Below are 19,903 nucleotides of genomic sequence, written 5' to 3' on the forward strand. Positions count from 1 at the left end.
TCATGAAACACACCATGAACATCGACAAGAAGGACCGCCTGATTCTCGAAGCCCTGCAGACCGATGCGCGCCAGAGCCTGGCCGCGCTGGGCAAGCGCATCGGCCTGTCGCAACCGGCGATGAGCGAGCGCGTGCGCAAGCTCGAGGATGCGGGGGTGATCGAAGGCTACGGCGCCCGCGTCAACCTGCGTGCGCTGGGCGTGGGGCTGCAGGCCAGCATCCGCATCGACACCACACATACGGGCATCGCCAAATACCTGAAGCTGTTCGATGCCATGCCCGAGGTGCTGAGCGCCGATCGCGTGACCGGCGAAGACTGCTTCTTCGTGCGCTGCGCCATCGCCGAGCCGGCCGACCTGCAGCGCGTGGTCGATGCGCTGGCGGTGGACGGCGCGGTGACCACCTCGCTGGTGCTGTCCAGCCCTGTGAACAAGCACGTCACCGTGCATGCGGCGAAGCCGCCGCGCAAGTAGCCGTCAGCGCTGCGCCTTGTCCTTCTGGTTCTGCGCCTCGATGCGTTCGCGCGCGTCCTTCCAGTCGGTGTCGCTCCACTGGCGCAGCTCGTAGAAGTTGCCGCCGTTGGCCAGCGCGTTGCCGCCGTCCATCATGATGCTCTGGCCCGTGAGCCAGTCGCACTGGCCCGGCGCCATCAGGAAGGCGGCGATGTTCTGCAGCTCGCTCATGCGGCCGGTGCGGCCCATCGGGCTCATCTCCTTGGTGCGCGCGCCCGGCTCCTCCCCTGGGTTCAGGCGCTTGCTCATGCCTTCGGTGGGGATCTCGCCCGGACCCACGGCGTTCAGGCGGATGCCGTGCCGCGCCCACTCCACCGCGAGCGACTTGGTCATCACCTCGATGCCGGCCTTGCTCATCGCCGAGGGCACGACGTAGGGGCTGCCGTTGTCCACCCAGGTCACGATGATGCTCATCACGCTGCGGAAGGGGTCGCCCTGCTTCCATTGGCCCGACTTGGCCTCGGCCACCCAGCGCTTGCCCACCGCCTGCGTCACATAGAAGCTGCCGTGGAAGACGATGTTCGCGATCGCGTCGAAGGCGCGCGGCGAGAGGCTCTCGGTCGGCGCGACGAAGTTGCCCGCCGCGTTGTTGATGAGGCCGGTGAGGCCGCCGCTCTGGAACAGGCTCTCGACCATTTCGTCGACCTGCTGCGCGATGCGGATGTCGACGCCGAAGGTGTCGATGCGACGGCCCGGGAACTGCTGGCGCCACTCGGCCGCCGTTTCCTCGCAGACCGACTGGCGCCGGCCGCAGATGGCGATGTCGGCGCCCAGGCCGAGGAAGCGCTCGGCCATCGCGCGGCCGAGGCCGGTGCCGCCGCCGGTCACGAGGATGCGCTGGCCGCTCATCAGGGAAGGTTGGAACATGGGGGTCTCCTTGAGTCACGTTGGATCGTGCGGCAACGGCAAGAACGTGCGCTGCCATCGCGCATGCTACGCGCGGCGCCGACGCGGCGGCTTGCGGAATCTGGCTCCCGCGCGGGTCGGGTGAGAATGTCCTTTGACCTGTTCTCCGGATCGACAACCATGTCCAGCCTCACCTCCTTCCTGCCGCTCGAAGGCGTGCGTGTCCTGAGCCTTGCGCTCAACCTGCCCGGCCCGGCCGCGCTGCTGCGGTGCCGCCAGATGGGCGCCACCTGCCTGAAGCTCGAACCGCCGGCCGGCGACCCGATGGCGCTCTACAACCAGCCGGCGTATGCCGCGCTGCACGAAGGCATCGCCATCGAAACCGCGGACCTCAAGACCGAAGCGGGGCAGCAGCACCTGCACGCCGAGCTTGCGAAGACCGACGTGCTGCTCACCTCGTTCCGCCCTTCCGCGCTGCGCAAGCTCGGCCTCGATTGGCCTGCGCTGCAGGCGCGTCATCCGTCGCTGTCGCAGGTGGCCATCGTCGGTGCGCCGGGCGAGCGCGCCGAGGAGCCGGGCCACGACCTCACGTACGTGGCAGAAAGCGGTCTCGTGACCGGCACCGAGCTGCCGCCCACGCTCTACGCCGACATGGGCGGCGCCGTGCTCGCGAGCGAAGCGGTGCTGACGGCCGTGCTGCGTCGCGCCCGCGGCGGCGACAACGCAAGCGGCATCTATCTGGAAGTGGCCCTGAACACCTCGGCCGATTGGCTCGCCCTGCCGCGCACCTGGGGCCTCACGCAGCCCACGGGCGCGGTCGGTGGCGCGCATGCGGGCTACCGCGTGTATCCCTGTGCCGATGGCCGCGTGGCGGTGGCGGCGCTGGAGCCGCATTTCGCGAATCGCTTGTGCGAAGCGGCCGGCGTGACGCCGCCCGACATGATGGCCACGGCCACGCACGAGGCGCTGGCCGCATGGCTCGCGACCCGCACGCGCGCCCAGCTCGATGCGATGAGCCGCGAGCGCGACGTGCCGCTGCTCACGCTGGCCGATTGAAGGCTCGGGTTTTCAGCGACCGTCGCGCTGCCGGTCTTCGCGCTTGAGCGCGAGGTAGGTGTCGAGATCCACCTCGTGCAGTTGCCGCGGGTACTGCTCGGCCGCCGTGAACCAGTGGCGCTGGCGGCGCTCGTCGGCATCCTTCGCGTCGCTCGACAGGTAGGCATCGAGCGTGAGGAAGTAGCGCATCGCATTGCGCTCCACCAGGCCGCGCAGGCCCCGGATGTATTCGGGCTTGCCGTCGGGCGCCTTGCCCATCACCGTGAAGCCGACCTTGTCGCGGCCGAAGGTCGCAAGGTAGGCCTGGGTGGCGAGCCGCACCATCATGTTGTGGTCGTAGCCGTAGCTGAAATGCACGAAGCTCTTCTGCGCATCGAGCGCAATCGCTTCGAGCGTGACGCGGTAGTTGCTCGTGCCGAACGGCCCGCTCGCGGCCGAGAGCTCGACCGACAGGTGCTCGGGTGTCGCGCTTGCCACGCGATAGACGAAGGGCAGCTCGAAGGCCTGGTCGACCGGCTTGTCGTAGCGTCGCACGACGTAGAGCGTGAGCGTCTCGCGCCCCTGCGCCGTGCCGGTCTTGCAGCGCCGGTTGTTGATGTGCAACGTGAGCAGTTCGCACCAGTGGGCCGATCCCTTGAACGCGGCCGTGACCTCCGACAGCGGGTGGTCGATCACCGCGTAGACGTCGCCCTCGAGCCCGCCGGGCGTTTCGCTCGAATCGAGCTGCACGGGACGGCCGAAGCTGCTGTGGTCGAGCTTGTCGCTCAGCCGCTGATGGGTGTCGCGCAGCGCCTGGGCCGGCGCGGCGGACTCGGCAGGTGCCGCGCAACAGGCCAGCGAAGATGCGAAAAGGACGGCGCCGCACAGGGTGCGTGTCCACGATGCCGGCAGGTGGGGCGAACTGCTCATGGGGCCACACCATACAACGGAGCGATCACTTTGGTTTCAATCGGCCTCTGTTTCGGATGCCTCGTTCGCGCCGCGCCTCATGAGCAGCAGCATGGCCACCGCGAGCAGCACGGCGCCCAGCCACTGCCGGGGCGCCATCGGCTCGGCGAACAACAGCGCCGCCAGCAACGCGGCCACCAGCGGCTCGATCAGCGTGCCGACCACCGCGGCCGTCGGCGACAGGCGCCGTGCGCCCCAGGCGAAGGCCAGGTAGGCCACCGAGGTCGTGACCACGCCGGTATAGGCCGCGCCCAGCCATTGGGCCGCGCCGCCGGGCCAGGTGATGCCGCTCGGCCACGCGACCGCGAGCATGCACAGCGCCGCCACGCTCATGCCCCACGCCGACGCGGTGACAGCCGGTACCCGAACCGGCATGCGCGCGTTGCCGAGCACCACCAGCGCGTAGCAGAAGGCCGAGCCGAACGACCAGGCGAGGCCCGCGGCATGCCCGGCAGGCAGCGGGCCCCAACCCTCGGCCGGCATCACGAGCAGCGCGACGCCTGCGAGCGCCAGGACGAGACCGCCGAGCAGGCGCAGACCGAAGCGCTCGTAGCCGCGGGCGACCGACACCAAGGCGACGATCACCGGCGCACAGCAGATCGAGATCACCGTCGGCAATGCGGCGCCCAGGTGCGCGATGCCCGCGAACCAGCAGCTCACGTTGAGCGCCATCGCGGCGCCGGTGCCGACGACCTGGAACTGCTCGCGCCGGGTCAGGTCGCGCCAGCGCGCATCGGTGGCCTTCGCTATGCGCTGCGCCTGCCAATGCAGCCACCACAACAGCGGCACCCCGAGCGCGAAGCGCGCCAGCGACAGGCTCTGCGGCGCGATGCCGCCCTCGATGAGAAATTGCGCCACCAGCGCGCCACCGCCCCACAGCGCGCCAGCCAGCAACACGCCGCCCCAGGCCAGGGCGGCAGACATTCTTGCGTTCATTGTTGAAAGTTCTCCATGACGCCCGCCGCTCTGTTTCTGTAGAGGGCGGGCATGACCATCCGGCCGTCACCCGGCCTTGCAGGAGGCGGACGACGGCGACCACTTGCGGGTCTGAGCGCGGCGCGGGGCGCGCGTCAGAGGCAGGCGATAGTGGGAGGAGAGTGGTGCAGGTTCATGAGCGGCCGATGATAGAAGCCGGGTCCGGCGAGGGCAAGAGAGAATCCCGGCCATGTGCCCTCCTCCCGCCCGCCACCAAACATGAAACGCCAAGGTCGACTCGTCCGTTGGGAGGCCGACCGCGGCTTCGGTTTCATCCGCAGTCCCGAGGTGTCGGCCGATGTGTTCGTGCACCTGCGCGACTTCAGCGACCGGCAAGCCAAGCCGCAGGTGGGCATGGAACTGAGCTTCGAAGAGATCCATGTCGGCGGCAAGGGGCCGCGTGCCGTGGCCGTGCAGGCGGTGTCGGCTGGAGCCGCGCGGACTGCGCCGAAGCACACGCCGATCAACAGCCATCGCCGCCCCGCATCGAGGCGGTCGAATCCGCGCCGCTCCAGCGCTTCCGAACCCTCGGCCTCTTGGGGCCTGCTTTTCCTTCTGGCGTACGGGGTGCTGCTCGGAGCGTCCGTTTGGTCCGGCCGCCTGCCGATGCTGGTTCTCGGTGTGATCCCGGGGCTGAGCCTGCTGGCCTTCTTCGCCTATGCCTTCGACAAGAGCGCCGCGCAGACCGGCCGCTGGCGCACGAAGGAAAGCACCCTGCACCTGCTCGCGCTGGCGGGCGGCTGGCCGGGTGCCTGGGCCGCGCAACGGCTGCTGCGCCACAAGTCAAGCAAGCAGAGCTTTCTGATCGTCTACCGCGCCACTGTCGTGCTTCATTGCGCGGCGGTGCTGGCCTGGGTGTTCTGGCTGCGGGGTATCGCTGTCCTAGACTGAAATGGTCCCACCAAGGAGAAACCTCCCATGCCATTCGTTCGAATCGAACTGTCGGATGCCTCGCCGGAAACGCTGGGCCCGGCCATCGGTGACCTGGCCTACCAGGCGATGACCGAAACCATCAACGTGCCCAAGGATGACAAGTTCCAGGTCATCACGCGGCATGCCGCGCAGGACCTGGTTCACCCGCAGAGCTACCTGGGCGTCGAGTACTCGGCGGGTTTCGTCTTGATCCAGATCACGCTGAACCAGGGGCGCACGATCGAGATGAAGAAGGCCTTCTACAAGCGCATGGCCGACGACCTGCACGAGAAGCTGGGCATCCGGCGCGAGGACGTCTTCATCAACCTCGTCGAGGTGATGAAGGAGAACTGGTCGTTCGGAAACGGCGAGATGCAGTACGCGTAGCGGTCGCCCGCTACCCGCCCGATCAACGCACCTTGCGCGATGAAGGCTTGTTGACCGGCTTGCCGCTGCCGCCACCACTGCCGTTATCGCGAGGCGGCAGGCCGGTGTGCTGCGTGAGGATGCGGCCCTTGGAGGGCTTCACCGGTGCGAGCCTCACAGGCGCCGAAGCCTTGGCGGCGACGGGCGCGGAGGTCGAGTTCTTGCGCCGCGCGCTCGTGTAGCCGCCATCGGTGAGCGGCTGCCACGTCGGAATCAGGTGGTGCTTGCCGTTGCCGATCAGGTCGGCGCGACCCATGCTCTTCAGGGCTTCGCGCAGCAGCGGCCAGTTGTTGGCATCGTGATACCGCAGGAACGCCTTGTGCAGGCGGCGGCGCTTGTCGCCGCGCACGATGTCCACCGTCTCGCTCTCGCGCGTGATCTTGCGCAGCGGGTTCTTGTTGGTGTGGTACATCGTCGTCGCCGTGGCCATCGGGCTCGGATAGAACGTCTGCACCTGGTCTGCGCGGAAACCGTTCTTCTTGAGCCAGATCGCGAGGTTCATCATGTCCTCGTCGCTGGTGCCCGGATGCGCGGCGATGAAGTACGGGATGAGGTACTGCTTCTTGCCCGCCTCGGCCGAGAACTTCTCGAACATCTGCTTGAACTTGTCGTAGCTGCCGATGCCGGGCTTCATCATCTTGGTGAGCGGACCCTGCTCGGTGTGCTCGGGCGCGATCTTGAGATAACCGCCGACGTGGTGCTGCACCAGCTCCTTCACATACTCGGGCGACTGCACGGCCAGGTCGTAGCGCAAGCCGGAGCCGATCAATATCTTCTTGATGCCGCGCAGCGCCCGCGCGCGGCGGTAGATCTTGATGAGCGGATCGTGGTTCGTGCCCAGGTTCGGGCAGATGCCGGGGTACACGCAGCTGGGCTTGCGGCACGCCGACTCGATCTCGGGGCTCTTGCAGCCGAGGCGATACATGTTGGCCGTCGGGCCGCCGAGGTCGGAGATGGTGCCGGTGAAGCCGCTGACCGAATCGCGGATGGCCTCGACCTCCTTGATGATCGATTCTTCGGAGCGGCTCTGGATGATGCGGCCCTCGTGCTCGGTGATCGAGCAGAAGGTGCAGCCGCCGAAGCAGCCACGCATGATGTTCACGCTGAAGCGGATCATTTCCCACGCGGGGATCTTGGTCGCGCCGTCGTGGCTGCCGTTCTCGTCGGCGTAGCGCGGATGCGGGCTGCGCGCATACGGCAGGTCGAACACGTAGTCCATTTCCGCCGTGGTGAGCGGAATCGGCGGCGGGTTGATCCACACATCGCGCGCCGTGGTTCCTTCGCCGTGCGCCTGCACGAGCGCGCGGGCATTGCCGGGGTTGGTTTCCAGGTGCAGCACGCGGTTGGCGTGGGCGTAGAGCACCGGGTCGCTGCGCACCTGTTCGTACGAAGGCAGGCGGATCACCGAGCGGTCGCGCGGCGGAACGCTGATCTTGCCGCGGCTTTGCAGCGCGGGGTTGGGCATGAAGGTCAGCGGCTTGATGGCGGGGTTCACCACCGACTGCACCGCCGGCGATCCGGCGGCTTCCGCGGCCTTGGCCACGTCCTGCGCCTCGTCTTCCTTCGCGCAGGTGGCGCCGTTCGCCTTGGCCTGGTCCGACACCATCAGGTACGGATTGACGTGGGCCTCGACGCGGCCGGGCTCATCGACGCTGGTGGAGTTGATCTCGAACCAGCCCTCGGGCGTTTCGCGGCGCACGTAGGCGGTGCCGCGCACATCCGTGATCTGCTGCACCGGCTCCTTGGCGGCCAGGCGGTGCGCGATCTCCACGATGGCGCGCTCGGCGTTGCCGTACAGCAGCAGGTCGCACTTGGCGTCGACGACGATGGAGCGGCGCACCTTGTCCGACCAGTAGTCGTAGTGCGCGATGCGGCGCAGCGACCCTTCGATGCCGCCCAGGATGATCGGCACGTCGTTCCAGGCTTCCTTGCAGCGCTGCGAATACACGATGGCCGCGCGGTCGGGGCGCGCGCCGCCGATGTCGCCGGGGGTGTAGGCGTCGTCGCTGCGGATCTTCCGGTCCGCCGTGTAGCGGTTGATCATCGAATCCATGTTGCCGGCGGTCACGCCGAAGAACAGATTCGGCTTGCCCAGCGCCTTGAAGGGCTCGGCGCTCTGCCAGTCGGGCTGGGCAATGATGCCCACGCGGAAGCCCTGTCCTTCGAGCATCCGGCCGATCACCGACATGCCGAAGCTGGGGTGGTCGACATAGGCATCGCCCGTGACCACGATGATGTCGCAGCTGTCCCAGCCGAGGGCTTCCATCTCCTTGCGCGAGGTCGGCAGGAACTTGGCCGTGCCGAAACGGGCCGCCCAGTACTTGCGGTAGCTGGTCAGCGGCTTGGCGGCGCGCGCAAAAAAGGAGACGTCGACGGGGGCGTTCATCAGTGGGAAGTTAGGGACAGCCTGTGCACGGCGGTGCTGCGGTGCTGTCGTGGGCAACCCGCGATTTTAGGGTTTTCGAGCATGCCTGTCGCTACAAACATCCAGTGACCGGGCTCTAATATGGCCTTCAATTGATTGCCAAAGTCAAATAATCGAATGACAATGGCAACCATGTCCACGCCCTCGCCCACCATCGACGTTGCCGCCGTCAAGGCCATCCGGCAGTTCAACCGCTTCTACACGCGCCAGATCGGCGCCCTCGATCCATACCTCGGCAGCGCCATGTCGCTCACCGATGTGCGGGTGCTGTACGAGCTGGCGCACCGCGAAACAGCGGTCGCCAGCGAGATCGGCCGCGACCTCGGGCTCGATGCCGGCTACATGAGCCGCATCCTGCGCCGCTTCGAATCCGAGGGCTGGCTCACGCGCGAGCCCCATGCGCGGGACGCCCGCCAAAGCGTGCTGCGGTTGACCGAGGCCGGCCATGCCGCATTCGCGCCGCTGCAACAGAAATCCCGCGACGAAGCCGCCGCTTTGCTCGCCCCGCTTGCCCCGGCCCAGCGAAACCAGCTGGTGCAGGCGATGTCCACGATGCAATCGCTGCTCGATCCCGCCGCCGCGCCCGCCAAACCCCAGGCCGCGATCCTGCGCGACCCGGCGCCCGGCGACATCGGCTGGGTGGTACAGCAGCACGGCGAAATCTATGCCCGTGAATACGGCTGGGACAGCAGCTTCGAGGCGCTGGTGGCGCAGATCGCGGGGGAGTTCCTGCTCAAGTTCCAGCCCGAATGGGAGCGCTGCTGGATCGCCGAACTCAACGGCGAGCGCATGGGCTCGATCTTCGTGGTGCGCAAGTCGGCCAGCGTCGCGCAACTGCGCTTGTTGATCCTGTCACCGGCCGCGCGCGGGCTCGGCCTTGGCGGCAAGCTGGTGGACGAGTGCATCGCCTTCGCCCGACGCAAGGGCTACAAGAAGATGGTGCTGTGGACCAACAGCGACCTCGTGGCCGCGCGCGCCATCTATGCCAAGCGCGGCTTCCAGCTCGTCAAGTCGGAGCCGCACGAGAGCTATGGGAAGCAGCTCGTGGGCGAGACGTGGGAGATGAAGCTGTAGCGCCTACTGCATGAACCAGCCGTGGCTCACGACGAGCGACTGGCCGGTGAGCGCATTCGTCGGGAAGCCCGCGAACAGCAGCGCGACACGGGCCACGTCCTCGGTGGTGGTGAATTCGCCATCCACCGTTTCCTTGAGCATCACGTTCTTGATGACTTCCTCTTCGCTGATGCCCAGCGTCTTGGCCTGCTCGGGAATCTGCTTCTCGACCAGCGGGGTGCGCACGAACCCGGGGCAGATCACGTTGGCGCGCACGCCGTGCTTGGCGCCTTCCTTCGCGACCGTCTTGGCCAGGCCGATGAGCCCGTGCTTGGCCGTGACGTAGGGCGCCTTCAGCAGCGACGCTTCCTTGGAGTGCACCGAGCCCATGTAGATCACGCTGCCGCCCCGGCCCTGCGCGTACATGTGCTTGAGGCACGCCTTGGTGGTGAGGAACGCGCCGTCCAGGTGAATGGCGAGCATCTTCTTCCAGTCGGCAAAGCTGAACTCCTCGACCGGATGCACGATCTGGATGCCGGCGTTGCTGATCAGGATGTCGATGCCGCCGAAGGCCTTCGCGCCCTCTTCCACCGAGGCGTTGACCTGGTCTTCGTTGGTCACGTCGACCGCCACGCCCACGGCCTGTGCGCCCGTGGCTTTGAGTTCGGCGGCCGTCGCATCGGCGGCTTCCTTGTTGAGGTCGGCAATGATGATCTTGGCGCCTTCCTGTGCGAAGAGGATGGCGATTTCCTTGCCGATGCCGCTGGCCGAGCCTGTGATGTAGGCGACCTTGTCCTTGAGTTGCATGGTGAATGTTCCTTGAAGTTGAGATGAAAGAAGACAGCAAGAATCAGGCGAGATAGTCGTGTTCGACCGTGCCGAGCGCGAGCGTCATGTCCGCGATGTAGTGCACGGCCGATTCGACCTTCAGCACCGGCAGGTCGGCCACCGGTGCCAGCGCGTGCGGATGCAGTTCGAGCGAGGCCGGCGCGGTCCACGCGCCGTGCAGCGTGACGTCGACCATGTGATAGCGCACCAGCTCGCAGATGCGGGCCGTGCCGTCGACGTGCGGAATGATCTTGAGCAGGAAGTTCGGCTGCGCGATGCCCGCAAGGATCGGCGCGGGGTCGAGCGCGCGGTGCTTGAAGCCCATCGTCGCCTTGGCCACGCGCACCTTGCCGTAGTCGAGCGTGCCGACGATCACATCGGTCTCGTAGTCGAGCGTGGGCGAGGCGAGCTTTTTCGGAAAGCCCCAGAGCTCGCGGCCGCCGGCGATCGGCGGATGGTCGTTCAGGTACATCGCATGCACGTACGCGCCCTTCTCCACGCCCTTGGCGGTGCGCAGCTGCACCGGAATGACCTGGCCCGACTCGGTGTAGTCGCCGAAGCCGGTGGAATCGGGCATGCGGATGAATTCGTACTTCACCAGCGGCTCGACCACTTCGAGCGGCTCGGGCACCACGGCGCGCAACGCGTCCATGTCGGTGCGGTAGGTGACGATGAGAAATTCGCGGCGCATGAACCGGTACGGTCCGGGCGGAAAAGCGGGGCTGGTCAGCGGCATGGCGAACGCCTGCCGCCGTACATCTTCAATGTTCATGAACATTTCCTCCTGGTGAAGTGACTGGCCCAGTCTGGCGCTGGTTTCTTAGTCGAAGCTGAACCGCGGTCGCATCTCTTCAGCGCGACAGGCCCGGGCGCTTGACGCGCCCCGCACCATGCTCGCCAAGGTCGAACGTCGTCACGCCATTCACAGTGGCGTCGGCGCGCAGGGTCTCCGGATGCGCCAGCGTCGTGCGCATGTCACGCGCCCCCGATTCCCAGTGCTCCTCGACCGCGGCGCGCGAGAACTCGTAGTCTTTCGACTCGAGCTCGTAAGGCTTGTCGCGATAGATCAGGTGAAAGATGTCGATGGGCTCGTGCGTGAGCTGCGACTGCACCGCGAGCACGCTCGGGTCCTTGCGCAGGTTGGCCGGGAGCTTGGTGATGAGGTCGGCAATGGCCTGCTGCAGGTTCATGTTCGCGGCCATCGCATCGGTGTTCATGCGGGTGCGGCTCGAATAGGTGATGTCCTTCTGCCGCTCCATCACGCCCGCCATGTTGTGCGGCATCTCGCCGCGCGCATTAAACAGGTCGACCTGCAGCACCACCAGGGGTTCGTTGCGCGGATGGATGTCCAGCACGTACTGCAGCGGCGTGTTCGAGACGATGCCGCCGTCCCAGTAGTCGTCGCCGTCGATATGCACCGGCGCAAAGCCCGGCGGCAGCGCGCCGCTGGCCATGATGTGCTCGGGGCCGATGCGCTGGCGCGTGTTGTCGAAGTACACCGAGTTGCCGGTGCGCACATTGACCGCGCCCACGCTGAAGCGGGCTTCGCAGGCGTTGATGCGGTCGAAATCGATGAGGCGCTCGAGCGTGGCCTTCAGCGGCGAGGTGTCGTAGTAGCTCAGGAGCGGCGCCGCACCACCCATCAGAAGGGCCGGCGAATAGCGCGGCTCGAAGAATCCCGGAATGCCGACCAGCGAAGCCATCGCCGCGCTGTACTGGTTCTGCGTGGCCCGATCACCAAACCATGAGGGCAGGCGCTGCGAAGGCCCGGAGGACACGAGGTGCCAGAACTCGCGCAGCCTGTCGACCCGGTGCTCGGGCGCGTTGCCCGCGATCAGCGCTGCATTGATGGCGCCGATCGAGACGCCGGCGATCCAGTGCGGCTGCAGCTCGGTCTCGCTGAGCGCGTCATACACGCCGGCCTGGTAAGCACCGAGCGCCCCGCCGCCCTGCAGCACCAGGGCCTTGCGGGCCTGGCGCATGTCTTCGCGACGCGACGCGAAAGGGTTGAGGGGCTGGGTGGATGCCGCACGGGCTTTCTTCTGGGGGGTCGTCGTCATGCATTCATTTGACACCACGCCCGCGACAGCAACCTGACCGCAGACCGAAGTCCCGCGGCCAGCCCTCCTCAGAAGATCACATCTTCGGCAGCATCTGCCCGCGGATTTCGCCACCCGGGTTGGCTGCGGTGTGGATGTTGGCGTACCACTTGCCCGCGACCAGGTCGGCCGCCTGTGCCGGCGTGAGCGTGGCCTGGCCTTCGATCGGGCTGGCCGCGTTGGCAAACGGCAGCACCACGCCGGCATTCGCGCCGGCGGCGGCAGGACCGTGGAAATGCGCCGCGGTGGCCGGGCCGCTGAGGCCCGTGTAGGTGATCTTGTATTTGAGGACGTTGGTGTCCCGGTTGAGCCAGGCCTCGGCCATGCCGCTGCCGCGCGTCATGTTGGGCGGGACTTCGCTGGCTGCGTTCATCGCGCCGCTGAAGCTGGCGGTGTTCGACTTGGACATCATCCCGCAGCCGACCAGTGCAGCACTGGCCACGCCGGTAATGAGGGCTGCGCGCAAAAAGGTGCCGTATCGGGTCATGAGCTTGTCTCCTGAAGTTGTGAAAGCTTCCACAGCATAGGCAGCGCCCGCGCCCGCCCGTGTCGGCCACGGCCCCGACTTTGCGAGCCCGCCACAGAGTGAAAGAGAATGCAACGATGACCTCACAAGCACTCCCTGCCGCCCGCGAAGTGGTCGATTTCTGGCGCGAAGCCGGTCCGTCGCGCTGGTTCGCCAAGAGCGATGCGTTCGATGCCGAATTTCTCTCGCGCTTCTCGGATGCACACCAGGCCGCCGCCCGCGGCGAGCTCGATCACTGGACCGACGATGCCGAAGGCACGCTCGCCCTTCTGGTGCTGCTCGACCAGCTGCCGCGCAACGCCTGGCGCAACAACCCGCACATGCTCGCCACCGACGGCCTCGCCCTGGCCGTGGCGAAGAAGGCAATCGAAGCGGGCTTCGACCAGCAGTTCGAAAAGGAATTGCGCCCCTTCTTCTACCTGCCCTTCATGCACTCCGAAGTGCTGGCCGAGCAGGAGCGCTCGGTCGAACTCAACGCAGCGCTCGATGCCAACACGCAGCGCTTCGCCGTGCTGCACCGGGACATCGTGGCGCGCTTCGGCCGCTTTCCGCACCGCAACCGGATGCTGGGGCGCAGCACCACCGCGGAAGAACAGAAGTTCCTCGACGAAGGCGGCTTCGCCGGTTGACCCAATGAGCGCTCAGAAGGTGTGAAGAAACCGTAGCGAGCGGTTCGAGCTTGCACCGAGGACCGGAGCCGTACTCTGTACGGTGAGGACCGCAGGTGCGAGATCGGACCGCGCAGTAGGTTTATTCACACCTTCTCAGCTGTCGTTGTGCGCGAGCGGTACGTCGCGCGTCGGCGACGGGTTGGCATCGGGCAGGCCCGCCTTGTCCTTCATCGAGCCGTAGGTGCGCGCATAGACCCAGGTGAACTCGGCGCCCAGCAAGAAGATCTGCGCCGAGTAATACACCCACACCAACACCACCACCAGCGAGCCCGCGGCGCCGTAGCCCGAGGCCACGCTGCTCTTGCCGATGTACAGGCCGATCAGGTGTTTGCCCACCGTGAAGAGCAGCGCGGTGACCGCCGCGCCCACCCACACATCACGCCACTGCACCTTCGCGCGCGGCATGATCTTGTAGATCATCGCGAAGATCACCGTCACCATCACGAAGCTGAAGACGAAGTTCACCACCTGCGCCAGGCTCTCCCACGCACCGAACATCGGCGACCACCATTTGCCGAGCGCCGCCAGCGCCGCGCTGGCCACCAGCGACACCATGAGCAGGAAGCCGATGCCCATGATCATGCTGAACGACAGGAGCCGCACCCGCAGCAGGTTGAAGATGCCCGAGCTCTTGGTGCGCGCCGGCGCGCGCCAGATGCGGTCGAGCGCGTCCTGCAGTTCGCCGAACACGGTCGTCGCGCCGACCACCAGGAGGCCGATGCCGATCACCGTGGCCACGATGCCCTCGGTCGGCTTGTTCACCGCCTGCAGCATGCCCTGCACCGCCGCCGCGCCCTGCGCTCCCATGAGGCCCGAGAGCTGCGCGAATATCTCGCCGCGCGCTGCCTCCTGACCGAACACCAGGCCCGCCACCGCGATCACGATAAGGAGCAGCGGCGCGATGGAAAACACCGTGTAGTACGCGAGGGCCGCGCCCATGCTGGGGGCGTAGTCGTTCGACCACGATGCGAAGGCTCGTTTGCACAGATCGAAGAGCGCGCGGATTTGCATGAGCATGGAATTTCCCTGTTGAACCGGCCGGGTCATGTCGGCGCGATGCCCGGCATGTTGCAGGCCTGCCTACGATAATCGCATCCACATGCAAGCGCCCCTCTCCGATGCGGCCACGCCGCAAGACACGCCACAGCCCCGGTCGCCGCGCGACCTTTTTGTTTCATTCACCTGGCTCGCGCTGCAGGGCTTCGGCGGCGTCCTCGCCATCGTCCAGCGCGAGATGGTCGAGAAGAAGAAGTGGCTCACGCCCGAGCAGTTCCTCGAAGACTGGGCCGTGGCGCAGGTGATGCCCGGGCCCAACGTGATCAACCTCGCACTGATGATCGGCGACCGCTACTTCGGCCTGCGCGGCGCCATCGCGGCGGTGGCGGGCATGCTGGCCATTCCGCTCGTCGTGATCCTCGCGCTGGCCGTGCTCTATGCGCACTACGCCGGCAACGCGCAGGTGGCGGCGGCGCTGCGGGGCATGGGGGCGGTGTCGGGCGGGCTGATCGCCGCCACGGGCATCAAGCTGATTCCGCAGTTGCGCAAGCACCCGCTGGGCTTTCCGGTCTGCCTCGCGTTCACGGCGCTGGTGTTCGCGGCGATCGCGGTGTTCAAGGTGCCGCTCGGCTGGGTGCTGCTGGTGGTCGGCGGCGTGGCCTGCGTCTGGACCTGGAAGAGGATTGCCCCATGAGCGCGTGCCGGGCCACCCGCAGCAAGCTCGCACCGCAGCCAAAGGCGGAGGGTTTCGCATGACCATCGTTATGCAATGGCACGATTGGCTGGCCCTCTTCGGCCAGTACCTGCTGCTCTCGCTGCTGTCGATCAGCGGCGCCATCACCACGGTGCCCGACATGCACCGCTACCTCGTCGCCCAGCACGGCTGGCTCACCGACGCGCAGTTCAGCTCGTCGGTCGCCATCGCCCAGGCGGCGCCCGGGCCCAACGTGCTGTTCGTCGCGCTGATGGGCTGGAACGTCGGGCTCAATGCGGGCGGCGGCATCGGCGCGGGGCCGACGGCGTGGCTGCTCGGCCTCTTCGGGCTGATGGTGACCATGGTGGGCATCATGGTGCCGAGCACCACCCTCACCTACTTCGCCACCCGCTGGGGCCATCGCAACCGCACGCGCCGCGAGGTGCGCGCCTTCAAGCAGGGCATGGCACCCGTGGTGGTGGGTCTCCTCATCGCCACCGGCTGGGTGCTGGCCGCGGGTAACCATGCGGGCAACGCGCCTGCCTGGCACCTGTGGCTCTTGACCGGCGTGGCCGCGCTTATCGTCTGGCGCACGCGCGTCCACCTGCTCTGGCTGCTGGGCGCGGGGGCGTTGCTCGGCGCCGTGGGCTTCGTCTGATTTCTTCCCTCCATCTGCCTTCCATTTGTCTTCTTCAGGAAACCTTGTCATGTCTCAATTTCGCCCGCTCGGCCGCTCCGGCCTCCTGGTTTCGCCGCTCGCCTTCGGTGGCAACGTGTTCGGCTGGACGGTCGACGAGGCCGCCTCGTTCAAGCTGCTCGATGCCTGGCTCGACGCGGGCTTCAACTTCGTGGACACCGCCGACGTCTACTCGGCCTGGGTACCGGGACACACGGGCGGCGAGTCGGAAACCATCATCGGCAAGTGGCTCAAGCAAAGCGGCAAGCGCAACCGCGTGGTGCTGGCCACCAAAGTCGGCAAGCCGATGGGCGAAGGCAAGGTGGGCCTCGCGCCCAAGTACATCCGCGAAGCGGTCGAGGCTTCGCTCAAGCGCCTGCAGACGGACCACATCGACCTCTACCAGTCGCACGACGACGACGCCAACACGCCGCTCGAAGAATCGCTCGGCGCTTTCGATGCGCTCATCAAGGAAGGCAAGGTGCGCGCCATCGGCGCCTCCAACTACACGGCGCCCCGGCTGGCCGAGGCGTTGGACGTGTCGGAGCGCTTGGGGCTGGCGCGCTACGAAAGCCTGCAGCCGCTCTACAACCTGTACGACCGCGCGGTGTTCGAGAACGAGTTGGGGCCACTGTGCCTGAAGCGCGAAGTGGGCGTGATCAACTTCTACGCGCTCGCCGCCGGCTTCCTGACCGGCAAGTACCGCACCGAGGCCGACGCATCGAAGAGCGCGCGCGGCGCCAACACCACGAAGAAGTACCTCAACGCGCGCGGCCTGCGCATCCTCGATGCGCTCGACAAGGTGGCGCAGCAGTACAACGCCAAGCCGGGCCAGGTCGCCATTGCCTGGCAGATCGCGCGGCCGGGCGTGACGGCGCCGATCGCCAGCGCCACATCGATCGCGCAGCTCGAAGAGCTGGTGGTCGCCACGCAGTTGAAGCTCGACGCAGGCACCATCGAGATGCTCGACCGCGCGAGCGCAGAGACGGCCGCCTGAACCGTACTTCAGCGATGAGCAACAACGTCTTCGATTCGATCGCCGCGCCCACGCTGGAGCACTTCGCCGACCTGCGCGTGCAGGTGGGCGTGCCGCAGGTGCTCGGCCAGAGCGCGCGCGGGCTGCGGCGCATCGTGCCCATCACGGGCGGCGAAGCGTCGGGCCACGGCTGGCGCGCACGCGTGCTGCCGGGCGGCAGCGACTTCCAGTTGATCGTGAGCGACACGCTCTCCGAACTCGATGCGCGCTACGGCCTCGAGACCGACGCGGGCGACCTGATCTACGTGCAGAACCATGCGGTGCGCTCGGCCGCGCCGGAGGTGATGGCCAAGCTGCTGCGCGGCGAGCCGGTCGATCCGGCAGAGGTCTACTTCCGCTGCAACCCGCGCTTCGAGACGGCCTCGCCTGCGCTGCGATGGATCAATGAGCGGATGTTCGTGGGTGCCGGGGTCAGGCATCCGGCCGAAGTCGTGATGCGATTCTTCGCGCTCGCCTAGCCGTCGACCGGGTTCAACGGCGTTGCCAGGATGCGCTGGTAGAAAGCCACGTCGAGCCAACGGCCGAACTTGAAGCCAGCCTGCCGCACCGTGCCCGAGTGCTCGAACCCCAGCCGCTCGTGCAGGCCGATGCTGCCGGCATTCGCGGCGTCGATGGCGCCGACCATCACGTGCATGTCCCTCGCGATCGCCTCGGCAATGATCGCCTCCATGAGCGTGCGCCCGAGCCCCGCGCCGCGGTGGCCGGCCTCGACGTACACCGAGTGCTCGACCGTGTACTTGTAGGCCGGAAAGGCGCGGAAGGTGCCGTAGCTTGCAAAGCCCAGCAGCTTGCCGTTGTCGTCCTCCGCGCCGATCACCGGGAAGCCGTTGGCGCGCTTGGTGGCGAACCACGCGACCATGTTCTCGGGCGTGCGCGGCTTGTAGTCGTAGAGCGCGGTGGAAGTGACGATGGCTTCGTTGAGGATCGCGAGGATGGCGCCGGCGTGGGCTTCCTCGGTGCAGGTGATGAGGCGCATGGTGCTTCTTTGTCGTTCAATATAAGAGAATAATAATCTCATATGAGAAACGAATCACCCCCTTCAGGCGAAGCCCCCGGCCACATCGACGCCCTCATCGCGACCCGGCTGCTCGCGCTGCGGCAGGCCAAGGGACTCAGCCTGGCCGAGCTGGCCGAGCTCTCGGGCGTCAGCAAGGCCATGATCTCGAAGGTGGAGCGCGCGCAAAGCAGCCCGACGGCCGTGCTGCTGGGCCGGCTGGCGGCGGGACTTGGCGTGTCGCTGGCGCAACTGCTCACCGACGAAAAGGAAAAGGAAGCGCCCCAGCGGCTTCGCACGAAGGCGATGCAGGAAGTCTGGCGCGACCCCGAGGCGGGCTATTTGCGCCGCCAGGTGGCCGAGCGCGGCGCGACGGGCAGCGGGGTGGAACTGGTCGAGGTCGAGCTGCCGCGTTCGGCGCAAGTCGGCTATCCGCGGTGGAGCGGCAAGCCCTATCGCCAATGCCTGTGGATGCTCGAAGGCGCGCTGCGTGTGGACTACGGCGACGAACGTTTCGAACTCTCGCCCGGCGACTGCCTGGACTTCGGCGTGGACCGGCCCCTCGTCTTCAAAGCGCTCGGGCGCACGGCCTGCCGCTACCTGCTGGCCGCGTCTGCGGACTAGCCTTGCGGTAGGCACCCTCCCACACAGAGAGGCGGTCGGCGCTGGTTCGGAGCAGTCGGCGCGTCGGGATACTGCAGGCATCTCAGCTACCGGAGGACATGATGTCTTTTGCGCTTTACATGATCGGTTTCCTGATCTTCCTGGGCGGCATCGCCTGGGGTGCATCAGTGGCGGGTGTTCCAACGCTCTACATCGGCATCGGTGCGCTGATTCTTCTGGGCATCGGCATCTTCAGCGCGGTGGGCCGCACGCGCAGCAAAGACCCATCCTGACGCGCCGCGGCTGCGGGGGTTCACACAGCCTTCACGCCGCGCGCACATCGCCCGCATACCCCCCGCACATGGCGTAGCTAACTTCGCACGCGCACCACAAACCGTGGTGCGTATTGCCAAGTCAGCTGCCCATGCACTCCTCTTCCTGCTTCTTCTCCCCGCTCTCCACTTCATCCTCGGCGCCCTGCCCGGCGCCGGCCGCCACGAGCTCCGGCCTCGCCAACACCAAGGTGGACCTGCTCGTCGTCGGCGCGAGTTTCGCGGGCCTCGCCTGTGCCCGCGCCGCGGCGCTCGCCGGACTCAGTGTGATGGTGCTGGAGAAGAAAACCAGCGCCGGCGCCAAGCTCCACACCACCGGCATCATCGTGAAGGACGCGGTCGACAGCGTCCCCTGGTTGGCCGAAGTGCTGCCCGCGCTGGTCCGGCGCATCGAAGGCGTGCGGCTCTATGCACCGAACATGCGGCACGTCGACCTGCACGCACCCGGCTACTGGTTCTGGGCCACCGATGCGCCCGCGCTGCTCGACTGGATGGTTGATTCCGCCCGGGCCTGCGGCGTCGATGTGCGGCTCGGCACGCTCTTCGAGCAGGCGCTCTGGATGAACGACCGCTGGGAAGTCCCCGTGACGCACGGCCCCTGCATCACCGCGACCTATCTCGTGGGCGCCGACGGCCCGCATTCGCGCGTCGCCAAGGCGCTGGGCCTTTCGCGCAACACGCGATTTCTCTACGGCGTCGAGCACGAATACCAGGGCGCCCGCATGGCGCCCGACCTCCTTCATTGCTTCATCGACCGCCAACTCGCCCCTGGCTACATCGGCTGGGCGCTCGACGGCGTGGGCGTGAGCCAGATCGGCTTGGCCCGCCGCCTCGGCCACAACGATGCGAACGCGCTGCGGCTCGCGCCTTTCCTGAACAAGATCGAATCGGTGGTGTCGCCGGGCGATGCACCGCCGGTGGCGGTGCGCGCCGGAATGATTCCCTGCGGCGGCGTGCTCCCCGTCGTGGCGCGCGAACGGGCGCTGCTGGTGGGCGATGCGGCCGGCATGGTGTCGCCGGTCACGGCGGGCGGCATCCACACCGCGCTGCAGCACGGCGAGCGCGCGGGCGAGGCGGTGGCGCGCTTCGTGCGCGGCGAGGTGGGCGACCCTGCGACGTGGTTCGTGCGCAGCTACCCGCGCTTCCTGCTCAAGCGCTCGCTGCGCTGGGCCTTCGATCATTTCCAGAGCGACTGGATGTTCAACCACCTGCTGGGCACGCCGCAGATGCGGCGCATGGCGGAACTCGTCTACTTCCACCGCAAGGGCGGGCCGCTTCCGAAGAAGGGCTAGCGA

General features: G+C 67.1%; 23 protein-coding genes. 13 read left to right on the forward strand and 10 right to left on the reverse strand.

Annotated elements, in window-relative coordinates; genetic code table 11:
* Positions 1-14 precede the first annotated feature (14 nt).
* A complete protein-coding gene (locus QF040_RS10115) occupies positions 15-473 on the forward strand; it encodes an Lrp/AsnC family transcriptional regulator (RefSeq protein WP_429614640.1) in 459 nt (152 codons plus the stop codon).
* A 3-nt stretch (positions 474-476) separates the two neighbouring features.
* Here QF040_RS10115 and QF040_RS10120 read toward each other — a convergent pair whose 3' ends face one another.
* On the reverse strand, positions 477-1,379 hold the full coding sequence (locus tag QF040_RS10120) for an SDR family oxidoreductase (RefSeq protein WP_429610916.1): 903 nt from the start codon (positions 1,377-1,379) through the stop codon (positions 477-479).
* Positions 1,380-1,538: 159 nt separating this feature from the next.
* On the opposite strand from QF040_RS10120, the gene QF040_RS10125 reads away from it, so the two are divergent.
* Positions 1,539-2,414, forward strand: coding sequence for a CoA transferase (locus tag QF040_RS10125; RefSeq protein ID WP_429610917.1), 876 nt, complete (start codon positions 1,539-1,541; stop codon positions 2,412-2,414).
* 12 nt (positions 2,415-2,426) lie between these two features.
* On the opposite strand, the gene QF040_RS10130 is transcribed toward QF040_RS10125, so the two are convergent.
* On the reverse strand, positions 2,427-3,323 hold the full coding sequence (locus QF040_RS10130) for a hypothetical protein (protein WP_307505350.1): 897 nt from the start codon (positions 3,321-3,323) through the stop codon (positions 2,427-2,429).
* A gap of 36 nt (positions 3,324-3,359) precedes the next feature.
* Complete coding sequence (locus tag QF040_RS10135) at positions 3,360-4,286, reverse strand: DMT family transporter (protein ID WP_429610918.1); 927 nt, start codon at positions 4,284-4,286, stop codon at positions 3,360-3,362.
* A gap of 270 nt (positions 4,287-4,556) precedes the next feature.
* Here QF040_RS10135 and QF040_RS10140 point away from each other — a divergent pair, with 270 nt between their 5' ends.
* Together QF040_RS10140 and QF040_RS10145 are read left to right on the forward strand one after the other, a co-directional pair.
* Complete coding sequence (locus tag QF040_RS10140) at positions 4,557-5,228, forward strand: DUF1294 domain-containing protein (protein WP_429610919.1); 672 nt, start codon at positions 4,557-4,559, stop codon at positions 5,226-5,228.
* Positions 5,229-5,255: 27 nt separating this feature from the next.
* Positions 5,256-5,636: a tautomerase family protein gene (locus QF040_RS10145; protein WP_429610920.1), complete on the forward strand. Its 381-nt coding sequence runs from the start codon at positions 5,256-5,258 to the stop codon at positions 5,634-5,636.
* Between the two features lie 22 nt (positions 5,637-5,658).
* Here QF040_RS10145 and QF040_RS10150 read toward each other — a convergent pair whose 3' ends face one another.
* Entirely contained in the window at positions 5,659-8,061 is a 2,403-nt protein-coding gene (locus QF040_RS10150; RefSeq protein ID WP_429610921.1) for a YgiQ family radical SAM protein, read from the reverse strand.
* A 162-nt stretch (positions 8,062-8,223) separates the two neighbouring features.
* Here QF040_RS10150 and QF040_RS10155 point away from each other — a divergent pair, with 162 nt between their 5' ends.
* Positions 8,224-9,174 (forward strand): bifunctional helix-turn-helix transcriptional regulator/GNAT family N-acetyltransferase, encoded by a 951-nt coding sequence (locus QF040_RS10155; protein ID WP_429610922.1) that lies wholly within the window; start codon positions 8,224-8,226, stop codon positions 9,172-9,174.
* A gap of 3 nt (positions 9,175-9,177) precedes the next feature.
* Here the strand turns inward: QF040_RS10155 and QF040_RS10160 are convergent, their stop codons facing one another.
* The 4 genes from QF040_RS10160 to QF040_RS10175 form a co-directional block, all read right to left on the reverse strand.
* Positions 9,178-9,960, reverse strand: coding sequence for a 3-hydroxybutyrate dehydrogenase (locus tag QF040_RS10160; protein ID WP_306878338.1), 783 nt, complete (start codon positions 9,958-9,960; stop codon positions 9,178-9,180).
* A 43-nt stretch (positions 9,961-10,003) separates the two neighbouring features.
* On the reverse strand, positions 10,004-10,753 hold the full coding sequence (locus tag QF040_RS10165) for an acetoacetate decarboxylase (protein WP_013542078.1): 750 nt from the start codon (positions 10,751-10,753) through the stop codon (positions 10,004-10,006).
* A 79-nt stretch (positions 10,754-10,832) separates the two neighbouring features.
* Positions 10,833-12,041 carry a patatin-like phospholipase family protein gene (locus QF040_RS10170; protein ID WP_429610923.1) on the reverse strand — a complete coding sequence of 403 codons (1,209 nt, stop codon included), beginning with the start codon at positions 12,039-12,041 and terminating at the stop codon, positions 10,833-10,835.
* A gap of 76 nt (positions 12,042-12,117) precedes the next feature.
* Positions 12,118-12,567 carry a CHRD domain-containing protein gene (locus QF040_RS10175; protein ID WP_013542080.1) on the reverse strand — a complete coding sequence of 150 codons (450 nt, stop codon included), beginning with the start codon at positions 12,565-12,567 and terminating at the stop codon, positions 12,118-12,120.
* Between the two features lie 116 nt (positions 12,568-12,683).
* Here QF040_RS10175 and QF040_RS10180 point away from each other — a divergent pair, with 116 nt between their 5' ends.
* Entirely contained in the window at positions 12,684-13,235 is a 552-nt protein-coding gene (locus QF040_RS10180) for a DUF924 family protein (protein ID WP_429610924.1), read from the forward strand.
* A 135-nt stretch (positions 13,236-13,370) separates the two neighbouring features.
* Here the strand turns inward: QF040_RS10180 and QF040_RS10185 are convergent, their stop codons facing one another.
* Positions 13,371-14,294 (reverse strand): YihY/virulence factor BrkB family protein, encoded by a 924-nt coding sequence (locus tag QF040_RS10185; protein ID WP_307598708.1) that lies wholly within the window; start codon positions 14,292-14,294, stop codon positions 13,371-13,373.
* 82 nt (positions 14,295-14,376) lie between these two features.
* Here QF040_RS10185 and QF040_RS10190 point away from each other — a divergent pair, with 82 nt between their 5' ends.
* Genes QF040_RS10190 through QF040_RS10205 form a run of 4 tightly spaced genes read left to right on the forward strand, consistent with a single transcriptional unit; the run spans position 14,377 to position 17,137 of the window.
* Positions 14,377-14,967: a chromate transporter gene (locus QF040_RS10190; protein ID WP_429610925.1), complete on the forward strand. Its 591-nt coding sequence runs from the start codon at positions 14,377-14,379 to the stop codon at positions 14,965-14,967.
* A 58-nt stretch (positions 14,968-15,025) separates the two neighbouring features.
* Positions 15,026-15,625 (forward strand): chromate transporter, encoded by a 600-nt coding sequence (locus tag QF040_RS10195; protein WP_176656808.1) that lies wholly within the window; start codon positions 15,026-15,028, stop codon positions 15,623-15,625.
* 49 nt (positions 15,626-15,674) lie between these two features.
* Positions 15,675-16,640, forward strand: coding sequence for an aldo/keto reductase (locus QF040_RS10200; protein ID WP_429610926.1), 966 nt, complete (start codon positions 15,675-15,677; stop codon positions 16,638-16,640).
* A gap of 14 nt (positions 16,641-16,654) precedes the next feature.
* Positions 16,655-17,137: a DUF3237 domain-containing protein gene (locus QF040_RS10205; RefSeq protein ID WP_429610927.1), complete on the forward strand. Its 483-nt coding sequence runs from the start codon at positions 16,655-16,657 to the stop codon at positions 17,135-17,137.
* Here the strand turns inward: QF040_RS10205 and QF040_RS10210 are convergent.
* A complete protein-coding gene (locus QF040_RS10210) occupies positions 17,134-17,655 on the reverse strand; it encodes an N-acetyltransferase family protein (protein WP_429610928.1) in 522 nt (173 codons plus the stop codon). The genes QF040_RS10205 and QF040_RS10210 overlap by 4 nt on opposite strands.
* Before the next feature lie 42 nt (positions 17,656-17,697).
* Here QF040_RS10210 and QF040_RS10215 point away from each other — a divergent pair, with 42 nt between their 5' ends.
* The 3 genes from QF040_RS10215 (at position 17,698) to QF040_RS10225 (ending at position 19,900) form a co-directional block, all read left to right on the forward strand.
* Positions 17,698-18,297, forward strand: coding sequence for a helix-turn-helix domain-containing protein (locus QF040_RS10215; RefSeq protein WP_429610929.1), 600 nt, complete (start codon positions 17,698-17,700; stop codon positions 18,295-18,297).
* Between the two features lie 101 nt (positions 18,298-18,398).
* Positions 18,399-18,569: a hypothetical protein gene (locus tag QF040_RS10220; RefSeq protein WP_176656803.1), complete on the forward strand. Its 171-nt coding sequence runs from the start codon at positions 18,399-18,401 to the stop codon at positions 18,567-18,569.
* A gap of 131 nt (positions 18,570-18,700) precedes the next feature.
* Positions 18,701-19,900 (forward strand): NAD(P)/FAD-dependent oxidoreductase, encoded by a 1,200-nt coding sequence (locus QF040_RS10225; protein WP_429610930.1) that lies wholly within the window; start codon positions 18,701-18,703, stop codon positions 19,898-19,900.
* Positions 19,901-19,903: the final 3 nt, after the last annotated feature.

The organism is Variovorax sp. W2I14 (assembly GCF_050435205.1).
GTDB classification, from domain to species: Bacteria; Pseudomonadota; Gammaproteobacteria; order Burkholderiales; family Burkholderiaceae_C; genus Variovorax; species Variovorax paradoxus_C.